We start from the raw sequence: 13,755 nt of genomic DNA on the forward strand, positions 1-13,755 counted from the left end.
AACGATTAAGTCAAACGTCATAACCTCTATTCTTACCGACCAAGGTCGGCAAGCTTAACGAGCATGGTCACAAAGCTTAACGACAAAGGTCGCAAAGCTTAACGACGGAGGTTCTAAAGACCGAAAGTAATATCTAAAGAGTTAATTAGTAACGTGTTTGATAGCAACAAGTAACCAGAAGCAAGATACTTTTTAATTGCCGGAAGGGTTCATTTTAAAAAGGTGAAGGGTTCAAACCAACCATTCACCTTTTTATAGAACCGTTCACCCCATCCATTCACCCATAAGCCCATGATAATCAAAAAGCGAGTATGAAAAGGTGATAGGTGAATGGTATATTACCCAATTTACTTAGGAAGCGACGCAATAGTATCATCCTGGTAGAAATAGTCTTCCTTAAATTTCTACAGTCCCCAACTCTCCCTGTCGAGGTTTCGGTAATTGATGGCTTCGGCGAGATGGCGGGTCTCGATGTTTTCGGAGGCATCAAGGTCGGCAATGGTGCGGGAGACTTTCAGGATACGGTCGTAGGCACGGGCGGACAGGCTCAGACGCTGCATGGCGGTTTTGAGCAAGGCCAGACAGGCGGCATCGGGCACGGCATATTTATGCAGAAGCGGCGTAGTCATCTGGGCGTTGCAATAGATACCTTCATAATCGGAAAAACGCTTTTCCTGGATAGCACGCGCCTTGATAACCCGTTCACGGACAGCCAGACTGGGTTCGGACGGACGTTGTTCGGAAATCTTCTCAAAAGGCACGGGAACGATCTCCACCTGTATGTCGATACGGTCGAGCAACGGTCCCGAAACACGGTTCATGTATTTCTGCACCGCTCCCGGAGGACAAAGACAAGGCCGGTCGGGATGGTTGTAATAACCGCACGGGCAAGGATTCATCGAAGCGACCAGCATAAAGCTGGCAGGATAATCGACCGAGAAACGGGCACGCGAAACCGTGATCTTGCGATCCTCCAGCGGCTGACGCATCACTTCGAGCACACTTCGGTTGAACTCCGGCAACTCATCGAGAAACAGTACCCCATTATGAGCCAGACTGACCTCTCCCGGTTGCGGATAAGCTCCCCCGCCTACCATCGCCACATTCGAAATGGTATGATGCGGCGAACGGAACGGACGCTGTACCATCAGGGAAGTCTCCACCCCTATCTTTCCTGCTACAGAATGGATCTTCGTTGTCTCCAGCGATTCATGCAAGGTGAACGGCGGAAGAATAGTCGGCAACCGTTTTGCCAGCATCGACTTGCCGCTTCCCGGTGCACCTATCATCAGCAGGTTATGACCACCGGCAGCAGCCACTTCCAAGGCACGCTTGACACTCTCCTGCCCGCGTACATCGGAGAAATCGAACTCAAACTGCTCCTGGCGGGCATAAAATTCTTCCCTCGTGTTCACGACAGTCGGCTGCAGTTCACGCTTTCCACTCATGAACTCGATTACCTCTTTGATGGTCGAAGCCCCGTACACCTCCAGATTATTGACTACCGCAGCTTCTCGTGCATTCTGTTTAGGAAGAATAAAGCCCTTGAAGTCCTCTTCCCTCGCTTTGATGGCGATAGGCAACACCCCTTTCACCGGCTGCAGGCTCCCGTCGAGCGAAAGTTCTCCCATCAGGATGAATTGATCCAGCCGGGAAGCATCCAGCTCTTCAGCCGCAGCCAATATGCCGACAGCCAGCGGCAGATCATAGGCAGAACCTTCTTTCCGGATATCGGCAGGCGCCATATTAATCACAATACGATTACGGGGGAATTTATATCCGCTTACCTGAAGGGCAGAGATGATACGTTCGTGACTTTCGCGTACGGCAACATCGGGGAGACCGACCAGAAAGAACTGGATTCCCTTCGTACAATTGACTTCAATGGTGACAATGGTTGCAGAGATGCCCTGCACCGCGGCGGCATACGATTTGACTAACATAATTAATGATTTTGGTTGAAAGTTTATAATTCGTTATTTCATCACTCTATCAGTTTTTCAAGTGTTTGTTCTATTTCCACACCGTTGTCCGTCTTCATGACGATCTTTCCTTCTTCATCGATCAGGAAACAGCGGGGAAGTGCGTTTACATTATAGAGGTCGACCAACATCGTTGCCTGTCCGGCAGAGTCGGTCACCAGGTTCCAGTCGATACTGTCTTTAGCCAGCAGCTTGCGGACTTCCTTCGGGTCGTCGTCCAGGCTGATCAGCAGCATATCCACTTTCTCTTTCGGATATTTCATTGCGACTTTATCCAAAAACAGGTCTTCCGTCTGGCACATATCGCACCAGGGAGCCGTAAAAGCAAGCAGCAAATAACGTTGCGGGAATGAATCCAGACTCACAGTTTGTCCGTATACGTTCTTTACATGAAAGCCGGGGGCTTCCGCACCCAACAAGGTACGTTGTGCCTTGGCACTATATTCCTGCAGTTTACGTATCAGATAGAAATTGTTCAACTTCGGACTCAGCACCGCCAGTAACTCATCCAGCTTTCGGGTGTCATCCGGATTCATGAAGTAATATTGCAGTAAAACAGCCGAAGCCTCCTCATCGGGATGCGCCTGTATGTATTCCATGGCCCGTTCCGACAACGTATGATTCACATTGGTCAGACGAGACGGGATATCGGTTTCCTCCGTTGTATTCGTATAGCTTCCCTTATTCGTCAAAATCTTGAACAGATCCGCTTGTTCCTTCAGCAAGGGACTGATACTCTTCTTGTAGGAGTTCAACTGATCGTTGATCCGTCCGCCTTTTACCTGCAACAGAGACGGATAAAGAGCATCACCGCTAATGGTTATTTTTTCACCTTTGATCAGGTAAGCCGTAGTCCAGCTTTTCTTGTTATCGAAGAAGATTGTGACCGTATTGAAATCACCTTCATTGCGTTTCAAAGAGAATTGTCCGGGTTTTTCACACGTGATGGTATCGACGACCTTGTAATTGTCATTTTCAAAAACAGCATACAACGTCTCATCTTCCAAATTAGACAATTTGCCTTCTATTCGGTAAGAGACGTCCTTGCCGCATGACGACAAAAACAATGCGACTCCGAAAATCAATAATAAATGCTTTATCATTCTACCTTTAAACCCCACAATAACGGATAATTTGGGGTAAAGATAATAATAGATTTTAAAACAAACTAACATTTATGATAAAATTAATATAGATATATAAAAAAAGCGCAGAACAAAATGTTCTACGCTTTTTGATTTTTTATACTTAATCCAGGTTATATAGCCCTGAATCTGTAAATTACAATTTCGGACCAGCAGCAACCAAAGCCTTACCTGCTTCGTTTCCAGTGAACTTAGCAAAGTTCTTGATGAAACGACCAGCCAGGTCTTTTGCTTTTTCATCCCACTGAGCAGCGTCAGCGTAAGTATCGCGAGGATCAAGGATCTTCGGATCAACGTTCGGCAATTCTGTCGGAACAACGAAGTCGAAGTAAGGAATAACCTTAGTCGGAGCTTTGTCGATAGAACCATCCAGGATAGCGTCGATGATACCTCTTGTATCTTTGATAGAGATACGTTTGCCAGAACCATTCCATCCAGTGTTAACCAGATAAGCCTTAGCACCGGTCATTTCCATTTTCTTAACCAATTCTTCGCCGTATTTAGTCGGGTGCAATGACAAGAAAGCAGCACCGAAACAAGCAGAGAATGTAGGAGTCGGTTCAGTGATACCACGTTCTGTACCAGCCAATTTAGCTGTGAAACCAGAAAGGAAGTAATACTGAGTCTGTTCCGGGTTCAGGATAGATACCGGAGGCAATACACCGAATGCATCAGCAGACAGGAAGATAACCTGTTTTGCGTGCGGGCCTTTAGATACCGGCTTAACGATGTTTTCGATATGATAGATCGGATAAGAAACACGAGTGTTTTCTGTTACGCTCTTATCAGCGAAATCGATTGTACCGTCAGCAGCAACTGTTACGTTTTCCAACAGAGCGTCGCGTTTGATAGCGTTGTAGATATCCGGTTCGCTTTCCTTATCCAGGTTGATAACCTTAGCATAGCAACCACCTTCGTAGTTGAATACACCTTCGTTATCCCATCCGTGTTCGTCATCACCGATCAACAGACGTTTCGGGTCAGTAGACAAAGTAGTCTTACCTGTACCGGACAGACCGAAGAAGATAGCTGAGCTAGTTCCTTCTTTATCTGTGTTAGCAGAGCAGTGCATAGAAGCGATACCACGAAGCGGGTTCATGTAGTTCATGATAGAGAACATACCTTTCTTCATTTCACCACCGTACCAAGTGTTCAGGATAACCTGTTCTTTAGTCTTCAGGTTGAAAACTGTAGCAGTTTCAGAGTTCAGACCCAGTTCTTTGTAGTTGTCAACTTTAGCTTTAGAAGCGTTGAAACAAACGAAATCAGGTTCACCGTAGTTAGCCAGTTCTTCAGCTGTCGGACGGATGAACATGTTAGTTACGAAATGTGCCTGCCAAGCTACTTCCATGATGAAACGAACTTTCATACGAGTCGCTTCGTTTGCACCGCAGAATGTATCGACAACGAACAAACGTTTGTTAGACAATTCCTTAACAGCTTTAGCTTTCAGATCAGCCCATGCTTCTTCAGTACAAGGCTTGTTATCGTTTTTATATTCTTCAGAAGTCCACCATACAGAGTCTTCGCTGGCTTCATTCTTTACAAAGAATTTATCCTTAGGTGAACGACCTGTGTAAACACCAGTCATTACGTTTACAGCACCCAGTTCTGTTACCTGACCTTTTTCAAAACCTTCCAAAGACGGTTTTGTTTCTTCTGCGAACAGAACATCATAAGACGGATTGTGTAAGATTTCTGTTACACCAGTGATTCCGTACTTGCTTAAATCTAAATTAGCCATTCTTGATAATAATTTAAATGATTGACTTTATATAACTTTTCTCTCTCTCGAAATAAAATTAGCAGGGGTCTAATACCTATTTATTACTTGCTGTTCCCCCGCCTTGTTAAGACCGGTACAAAAGTAATATTTTTTTTTATTGCAAACACTCTATTAAGGAAATTTTTCAGTAATAATTGCTCTTTTCCATGCAATTAACAAATGGGGTAATCAATTTGCAAACTGAACTTTACAATATAGAACAAAAGTGTCAAACAGAGTGTTCAGTTGTTTCGGGTAAAGATTTTATTTCTTCATCAAATCATCCAATTTTATCCTTTGAAAGACCATCTGAGCTGTACTCCCTTCATAAAGAATACCTATCGTTTCGCTGTCAATCCGGGTCAGACAAGAATATCCCCACCCTTGCTCTTCATCCAGATTTATCTGATATTCAGTCGGCCAGGTCTCCCCTCCGTCCAGACTCGCCTTGACCGTAATATTTCTTCGTGAAGACATTGCCGGTCGGGAGGCTTTAAAGTCCGGATTAGAAAAAAGCAATATATCTTTTTTTAAAACATTATCTTCTTTTCTTATATGCAACAAACTTCCCATACAACCGGATTCTACCAGTATCTTATCTGATGATTCATGTATTCTCCAGCTTTCTCCCAAATCAGAAGTAGTAGCGATAAAACGATAAGGAGCAGAAGAGCGTGCATTGATCATTAAAATACCGGAATCAATTTCTGCAATCTGTGGTTCGGAAATGCCACCATCCGTCGGTACCGGATTTGCACGATGCCAGGTAAGACCATGATCTTTGCTATATATGACTGAAATTTCACCTCTAAGATCATTTTCGACACTCTTATACTGAACCGGAAAAACAAGTGTCCCGTCCCGCATCGTTATACCTCTGCCTGGTCCTTGAAGAAGCATTGTCATATCTCTTGTTTTTACCATAGAAGTAATATTTATTGGATCAGACCATGTCAAACCATCATCTGTACTGTTAGCTAACATGATCTGACCAGTACCGTCTTCTGGTTTCATTCCCGGCCGGACACTTCTCCAGGCACGGGCATTAGCCAAACCGTGTACCCAAACAGCAGAAACCCAGATTGTGTTCGTCCGCTCGTCCACCAACACAGCCGGATCTCCTATGCCATTCTGACTCTGGGGCAATCCGTTGTATTCTCCCATATCCATAATGATCTTCATCGGTTCCCAGCTTTTTCCTCCGTCAGTACTACGACTCATTCCTATATCGATATCTTCCTGTAGATCTATATTTGTCTGGTGACGGGCATCATATACAGCGATCAATGTTCCTTTATTCGTCGTAACCAAACCCGGAATACGGTATGAATCCACGTTATCATCATCCGATTGCCGTAAAGCATATCCGGTACGATGAATAATATTTCTCTCTTTCACATTCCGTACCCGAATATTCTCTCCGTTTATTTTCACAGCCTCTAATGCAACTGCAAAGCGGGTATCCAATGAAGCAGAAGGATTCAATTTAAAACTGATCCAGAAATAATTATCTCCTTTAACCAAACGGGTATTTACCGGGAAAAAGATTCTGTCAGGAATCCCGTCCAAAGCACTTTTTCTAATGGAATATGCCGGATGACAATAAAAAGATTGACTACCTCCGGTATTTCTCACTCCCTCATGTATAGCCTGAGAAGGAGTACGGGAAGTCAAGACAGAAGAAGTCCCGCTAAAAAACAAAGAGCACCCTATTCCATCCCCAGGAAGAATACCTTCCTGGGTTAAAAAGACTTCATTTACTATTTCACCTCCGAATTTGCTGTTAATAAGTATTTCACAAACGATATTTTCCTGTTTGTTCACCAAAACAGGTAATTCCGCATCATAAAACAGAACTGTTACATCCGTTGCAGCTCCTTTCACTATCGTGACGACCAGCATAAAAATCATACATAACAAATTCCTTTTCATAAGCCATCTATTTGGAATCGCGTTGCAACAGTTTCGTCAGCCAGGGGATCACAGTTATAGCTTTAAAATAATGGCTGGTACGGTCCACATTGACCAGATCATAATACTGATCGCGGTTAATACCTTCAGGCAATGTCTTCAAATCAATACGTGATTTCGGATCAGAGAATTTAGGATAATGATGTATTTCCAAGTTCTCCGGATGTCCGGTTATTTCATAAGCCTTGCGAACCAGATTCAAGTCACGATCGAGTCCGCCTTCGGTCAATATCAAAGGACGCGGAGCAATAGCCGACACAATGTCCGGAAAATTAAAATTATTCCAGAATCTGGGGATCAAATGGCGGATTGTATTCGGAAAGGGACGAATGCCATTCTTGTCAGGTTCTGTCATCACGACAGCACGTTCCAACGTATTACACAGAAAATCATTATAAACAAATGCATAGATGGAAGGGTCCAGTGAAGCCAACACCATTAAAGGCTCCGTGCCTAAAGAAAAACCGCTAACGATTAAACGGTCTTTATCGATACGTTTATCCTGTTTCATCCAGTCGATAACCTGCATATCCAGGAAAGAGGTATAACCCAGATAACTCCAGCCCAGTTCCAACAGATAACGGGCAGTTCCATCATAATGGAAACTGGTACCTACCGTATATTTCTCCAGATCGGAAGCTTCGCCGGCTGCAGCATTATCTACAACAACTGCAATTATCCCCATCTCTACATAACGGAGTGCCATTGCCGCTTTATCATTATGATAATCTTCCTCAAATTTGGGTTCCAATGGCGGTTCACCCGCCAGGCGTTCTTTTGTTCCTCCTGACCCCGGAATACACATTACTGCCGGAGACGTTTTTTTTACATTTTCGGGTATCAATACCAAAAATGTAGATACACACTCCGGTAAAGGATAGAATTCCCATTTCTCAAGAACATATCCTTCGCGCGGTTCACTTTTCAGTAATTTAGGAGCAGGCTGTCCTTTGATATCAGGATGACACATGATATCTTTCATCGCTTCTCTCAAACCTGTTTGCCAAATTTTGAACTCAGACAAGTTCATATCCGGATTGAATGTATATTTAGGATGCGTATTTTTAAGCATGGCATGTACGATTCTTCTCGAACTGATAAAGCGTCCGTCTTCCCTATCAGACTTAATAAAACCATGTTCGGAAGGGACAAACGTTGTTTCCTGTGCCATTAAAGAGGTAGAAAAAGCCAGGAAAGCCAAAAGCATTATGTTTTTAATAAATTTCATGATATAATAGTTTTTATGGTTTGCAATAGAAAAAGAAGAGGTTACTTTCATTCTATGTCAATAACCTCTTCTTGTTAATCAGATTATATTATTTCATATAACCCGGATTATTTACCAGTTCCGGATCTTTATTCAATGTTTCAATATCGATCGGCCACAAGAGTTTATACGCATCGCTTTCCTTTACGACCGGTTCCTGCGTATCGTAATTCACCTCAGAAGAGAAAACCAGTGGTTTATGGTTGGCATCCCACATACGACGGATATCATACCAACGTTTACCTTCCCATACAAATTCTTTATCGCGCTCATACAAAATAGCCAGTTCGTTTTTCTCGAATGTCCCGTTTGTATATCCATATACACTTTCATCATAATTACTACCATAAGCGCGTTTACGAACCTGATTCAGATAAGAAGCGACGTCTCCTCCTTCCATATTGACTACTTCGGCCATCATTAACAAGACATCTGCATAACGGTAAATTACATAATCATCACTGAACACACGTTTATTGGTCGCAGCATTTATCGTACCCAGGCATTTACGTAAAACCGTTCCGGAATAATTTCCCTCCTGATCATAATAATCGAGGAAGATTTCACGCTTTCTCATATCCTTATCATCGTATGATTTGAAAAATCCTTCTTTCCATTCATGGCGCTGTTTACCCTGATTATTCAGCACCAAAGTATCAGAAGTAATCAACAGTCCATTTACTCCATAGAATTTATTCAGAAAATCCGCATCGGTATAGGTAAAATTATAGATCCAATTGGATTTTTCTCCGTCCACAAATCTCAAAGCCATGATAACCTCATCATTTCCTTTATTCTCATAAGCGAACACATCTGCGTAATCATCCAGTAACCGATATTTTCCAATCAAACCGGAAAGAGCATTCTTTGCAGTCGCAATATCACCGCTTGCAGGAGACTGATCATCAGTCGTTACTTTGGCAGACCATAGATATACTTCTCCCTTCAAGGCCATAGTAGCAGCTTTCGACCACATGCCCTTATTTAAATTTACGGTTTCATCATCCCCAAAAGCTGTTTCCGATTTGGTAATATCCTCTTTAATAAAATCAAGAGTTTGTTTTGCTGTAGCACGAGCCTGGTATAGATCCCCGGCATTAGTAATTCCGTTCATTACGTCCGGGTCTTTCACTACAGGAACGCCACCGAATGTACGATACAAATGGAAATAAAGATATGCACGAACACCATAAGCCTGCCCCAAATAATAATTTCTTGCCGCAGTATCCAAAAAATCACAATTGTTTTCTACCTCATAAATAAACTCGTTTATATTCAATATTTTGGGATAAAACTTAGCCCAGTTACTAACCCCCGTATTATAATATGTAAAGTTGTTGTCTTTAATCGGAGAACTATAATCATAGCTTACTCCCTGAGTACCCGAACCCGTTCTCTGAGTACCTCCGCGTGCTTCCCCAAATAGGAATATATACTCATTTATATCACGCAAATTCTTATGAATCCCAACCATGAAGCCATCCACCTGTGCTTCATTATCCCAAAATGTAGAACTTCCGTAATAATCTTCAGGCTTATAATCCAATGCATCACAGGATAATAACATTCCCGTCATCAGACATGAAACAAAAATATGTTTTAAGTATTTCATAATATTGTAAGTTTAAAAAATTAGAATGTAAGATTAATTCCAAATATCACAGAACGTGGCAATGGATAACCACCCAAATGCAGATCGTCCTCATTCAAGATCTCCGTCGGTTCCGGAGAGAATAAATCTTTTGCAGCAGTCAGGTAACCCAAATTTTGTCCTGTTACAGTGAAAGCTAATCTTTCAATATTCCATTTGGAAATCAACTTTTTAGGCATTGTATACGTAAAGGCGATTTCACGGAATGCCAAGTAACTGCCTTCATGAGTGAACATAGTCGAGCGACGCTGATAATTACCTTTTCCCAACTGATCTGCCCAAACATAAGTCGGATATTTCGCATTCGGATTTTCGGGTGTCCAGGAGTCTTTTGTCTTTTCCAGGGTATTGAATGTTCCCTGCAGGTTACCCATTATCCAGGAAGAAGAGAAGTCATGCAATTTATAATCCAACGCATAGTCCATACGAACATACAAAGAAAAATCTTTCCAGGTTAAGTCCGTATTAATACCACCCGTCCAATGAGGGACAGTATTACCGACTTTCACCATATCATAATCATCAATCACACCGTCACCATTGACATCTTTAAACTTTGCATCTCCCGGTTGAATAGGCAACGCCAACGGTTTCCCATTACTACCTACTTTTTCCGATTCGGGAAGTGCTGCCCAGGCATCAGGCCCATACAGCGTCAAGCCACTACTTTTATAAGCAATATCTTTCAGATTACCCGGTATTTCATCATAACTTTTATATACACCTTCATATTTAAATGCATACAAAGCACCGGGCTCTTGCCCTTCCTGATATCCGCCTACCCAAATAAGTTCTTTTGTTTTAGGATCATACACCTGAAAGGCATTTTGTCTGTTCCGTTCCAGACCATTATCCGGTAATTTAAGGATCTTATTTTTATTATATGCAGCATTAACACCAATATTCCATTTAAAGTCATTCGTATTTATTACTTTGAATGCCAGCTCAATTTCAAGTCCGCGGTTTTGTATTTCACCGTTATTTGTCTTAAAAGAGTCAAAACCGGATGAACCCGGGAGCGGAATATTAGCATATTTATCCTGCGTACGACGATTATAGAATGTAAAGTTTGCATTGATCTTATTCTCCAGGAATCCAAAATCAAGCCCAGCTTCAAAAGTATGAGATTTTTCCCATCTTAATGAAGGATTAGGTAACTTACCGATCTCGAAGCCTGACAGACCTCCGTATGAAACTGTCGAATAATCGCCTTGTAACTCATAAGCTCCAATCTTTGAAACATTACCATTCAGACCATAGCTGGCGCGTAATTTAGCAAATGATACAACATTCTGAAGATTTTCCATAAATTTTTCCTTACCGAAAATCCAACCTACAGAAACACCGGGAAAAGTACCCCAACGGTTATCACCTAACAAAACAGAATATCCGTCATGACGCAAAGTTGCAGACAAAAGATACTTGCCTTGGTAGTCATAATTAACACGTCCGAAATAAGACATTATGGCTTTTCTTTCATGCCAGGAATCAATTGTCCGCTGATTAGCTCCGGAAGCAGTTAATCCCAGGTCCGTCAAACCATCGGTAGGAGCACCTGCGCCTTCTGCACTGAATCCTTTTTTGGCTTCATTGTAATATTCGAATCCAACCAAAGCATTGAGGCTATGTTCCTGTTTTATATTCAAGCTATAATTAGCAACCGCATTATAAGTCTGTTTAAATACACGGTTAAAATAGCCGGAAGCACTTCTAGTCTTATTGATATTACCCGGAGATTGTAAAAAGTCCTGGTTATATTTTTCTTTCAGCTTTTCATCATACATCCATATAGCCCCAACTTTCAAAGAAAGGTCTTTCAATATTTGAAAATTCAAACTTTCACCGAAATTGAATTTGTTAGCAGTATAATCACGACCGAATTTACTGGAATTCACAGCCTGATTACCATCCTTATAGTCACGTCCGAGAAGTAATTCGCCATTTGCATTATATCCACGCAATGTAGGAGGTGCACTCAACATACGAACAAAGAAATTATGTTCAGTCTCATCATACTCCGTCAAATCTTCCTTTCTTTCCAATCCATTGGGAAGACCATTCCATTTAGAATCGGAGAAAGAAAAGTTCGTTGAAGAGGTTAACCACTCACGAATTTTATAATCGGCATTTAAGGTTGCATTTACACGTTGATAGAAGTTATCCAATGGAATACCTTCCGTACGATTATAGCCGACACTTGCATAATAATTTCCTTTATCATTTCCTCCGGAAATATTGATATTATAATCCTGTGAAATAGCCGGATGATTCAAATTGTTCTCAGCCATATCCCAATCTCTATAAATTAATTTGTCCCCATATACAGGATCGGTCATAGTCTTCCATCCCTGGTTCAAAAGAAAGGCCAGGTCATCTGTATATTTCATTGTACTCCATACTGCACTTGAATTCACATTTCCATCAGCAGGAATAGTCTTAGCAGCATCAGCCCAATAAATATTTCCGGTACCGTAAGGCTGATTTCCCTTTAGCGTACTCATATCATTCCATCCCACCCAATTTCCGGATACAGATTTAAAAACCTGACCTGCATTCTGATATGATTTTCTCATCCAATATAAATAGTCGCCTCCGTCCATAAAGTCATAGGGATTTCTCATATAATTCAATCCAACCTGCGCCTTTACATTAATAGAGGTATGCCCGGCTTTTCCACGTTTTGTCGAAACAAGAATTACTCCATTATTAGCCCGAGCTCCATACAGTGCTGTTGCGCCGGCATCTTTCAACACTTCCATCGATTCAATATCCGCCGGGTTGATATCGCTCAGATCATCTCGTTGCTGTCCGTCAACAAGAATCAAAGGTGAACCTGTTCCGTCCAAATTAGTGCCACCACGAAGTACGATAACAGGAGATGCAGCCGGATTACCGGTAGACTGGGTCACTTTCAGACCGGCAACAGATCCGGAAAGAGCCTGTGCAGGATTAGAAAAAAGACCAACAGCCAAATGCTCTTCTTTCACTTTTGAAATCGAATTCGTTAATTTAGAACGAAGTTGGGTTCCACCATAACCTGTGACAACCACTTCTCCCAGCATTTCAGAATCTTCTGCCATTTTAATCTGTAAAACAGTCTGATTTTTAATAGTCAGTGTCTCTGGTTTATACCCAACATAGGAGATCTGAATCTTTCCATTCGTAGGTACGGAAAGAGAAAACTTCCCATCAATGTCGGTAACAGTGCCATTTGTTGTCCCTATTTCTACTATACTAGCACCAATAATCGGTTCGCCTGTCATATCGACAACTACACCCGTGATTGACCTTTTTTGGCCCATTGCTCCCACTGTACACAGCAAAAGCAAAAAAAACAAACAGATTCTTTTCATAAAGTGTTACTTTTAAAAGGTAAAAAAAAGTTTTTATGGATTTGAACAAAGTCCTATGAGAACTATGTTACTACCTATACTCATACTTTACAGACAATATCAGGGACGATATACTTGCTAAATAAAGCATGTTACATTTTTACTTTCTACCCGTAACATCATTTTCCTACAAAAATTCAGGAGGCGTAAGTACTAATCACAAAAATTCAAAACCAAACTAATATTTTACAATATACGGAGCTATTAATCTAATAATTCAACCAAATACAGATATAAATAAAAATATTTTAATAATAGATGCTTTATTTTGAAAAATAATAATATATTTGCAGAAGTAAATTTAGAAAGGAGTAACATAGTTCTCATAGAACTACGTTCAAAACTTTAGTACATTCATCAACGGTTGATATTCAATCAATTTCAGCCATTAATAAAATATCTTTTTTCTAACAGACTTTTAAGTACCTCCAAAAGTTCCTACCATACGATCCTTATATATTAAGTATATGATTTTTGAGTTAGGAATAAATAATCATCGAGATCTACACATGAGTGAAATTGATCAAAATAAGCCCCATCACATTCTTTCAATGAATAAAGCATTAGCCAGGCAAAAAATAA

General features: G+C 41.4%; 7 protein-coding genes. All 7 read right to left on the reverse strand.

Going from position 1 to position 13,755, the window contains the following annotated elements; genetic code table 11:
- Window positions 1-404 precede the first annotated feature (404 nt).
- Entirely contained in the window at window positions 405-1,943 is a 1,539-nt protein-coding gene (locus DXD68_RS12315) for a YifB family Mg chelatase-like AAA ATPase (protein WP_122361784.1), read from the reverse strand.
- A 41-nt stretch (window positions 1,944-1,984) separates the two neighbouring features.
- Entirely contained in the window at window positions 1,985-3,085 is a 1,101-nt protein-coding gene (locus tag DXD68_RS12320; RefSeq protein WP_122361785.1) for a TlpA disulfide reductase family protein, read from the reverse strand.
- 178 nt (window positions 3,086-3,263) lie between these two features.
- Window positions 3,264-4,871 carry a phosphoenolpyruvate carboxykinase (ATP) gene (pckA, locus tag DXD68_RS12325; RefSeq protein ID WP_122361786.1) on the reverse strand — a complete coding sequence of 536 codons (1,608 nt, stop codon included), beginning with the start codon at window positions 4,869-4,871 and terminating at the stop codon, window positions 3,264-3,266.
- A gap of 285 nt (window positions 4,872-5,156) precedes the next feature.
- Complete coding sequence (locus DXD68_RS12330; RefSeq protein WP_122361787.1) at window positions 5,157-6,824, reverse strand: sialidase family protein; 1,668 nt, start codon at window positions 6,822-6,824, stop codon at window positions 5,157-5,159.
- A gap of 7 nt (window positions 6,825-6,831) precedes the next feature.
- Window positions 6,832-8,091 (reverse strand): alpha/beta hydrolase family protein, encoded by a 1,260-nt coding sequence (locus DXD68_RS12335; RefSeq protein WP_122362067.1) that lies wholly within the window; start codon window positions 8,089-8,091, stop codon window positions 6,832-6,834.
- An 88-nt stretch (window positions 8,092-8,179) separates the two neighbouring features.
- Window positions 8,180-9,742, reverse strand: coding sequence for a RagB/SusD family nutrient uptake outer membrane protein (locus DXD68_RS12340; RefSeq protein ID WP_122361788.1), 1,563 nt, complete (start codon window positions 9,740-9,742; stop codon window positions 8,180-8,182).
- Between the two features lie 20 nt (window positions 9,743-9,762).
- Window positions 9,763-13,134: a SusC/RagA family TonB-linked outer membrane protein gene (locus DXD68_RS12345; protein ID WP_122361790.1), complete on the reverse strand. Its 3,372-nt coding sequence runs from the start codon at window positions 13,132-13,134 to the stop codon at window positions 9,763-9,765.
- Between the last annotated feature and the right edge of the window lie 621 nt (window positions 13,135-13,755).

It is taken from the genome of Parabacteroides sp. TM07-1AC, from assembly GCF_003480915.1.
GTDB lineage: Bacteria > Bacteroidota > Bacteroidia > Bacteroidales > Tannerellaceae > Parabacteroides > Parabacteroides chongii.

What these genes read in the sequence shown, in the direction of transcription:
- DXD68_RS12315 (WP_122361784.1), bottom strand. Translation starts at nt 1,943, where the DNA reads ATGTTAGTCAAATCGTATGCCGCCGCGGTGCAGGGCATCTCTGCAACC.
- DXD68_RS12320 (WP_122361785.1), bottom strand. Translation starts at nt 3,085, where the DNA reads ATGATAAAGCATTTATTATTGATTTTCGGAGTCGCATTGTTTTTGTCG.
- pckA (WP_122361786.1), bottom strand. Translation starts at nt 4,871, where the DNA reads ATGGCTAATTTAGATTTAAGCAAGTACGGAATCACTGGTGTAACAGAA.
- DXD68_RS12330 (WP_122361787.1), bottom strand. Translation starts at nt 6,824, where the DNA reads ATGAAAAGGAATTTGTTATGTATGATTTTTATGCTGGTCGTCACGATA.
- DXD68_RS12335 (WP_122362067.1), bottom strand. Translation starts at nt 8,091, where the DNA reads ATGAAATTTATTAAAAACATAATGCTTTTGGCTTTCCTGGCTTTTTCT.
- DXD68_RS12340 (WP_122361788.1), bottom strand. Translation starts at nt 9,742, where the DNA reads ATGAAATACTTAAAACATATTTTTGTTTCATGTCTGATGACGGGAATG.
- DXD68_RS12345 (WP_122361790.1), bottom strand. Translation starts at nt 13,134, where the DNA reads ATGAAAAGAATCTGTTTGTTTTTTTTGCTTTTGCTGTGTACAGTGGGA.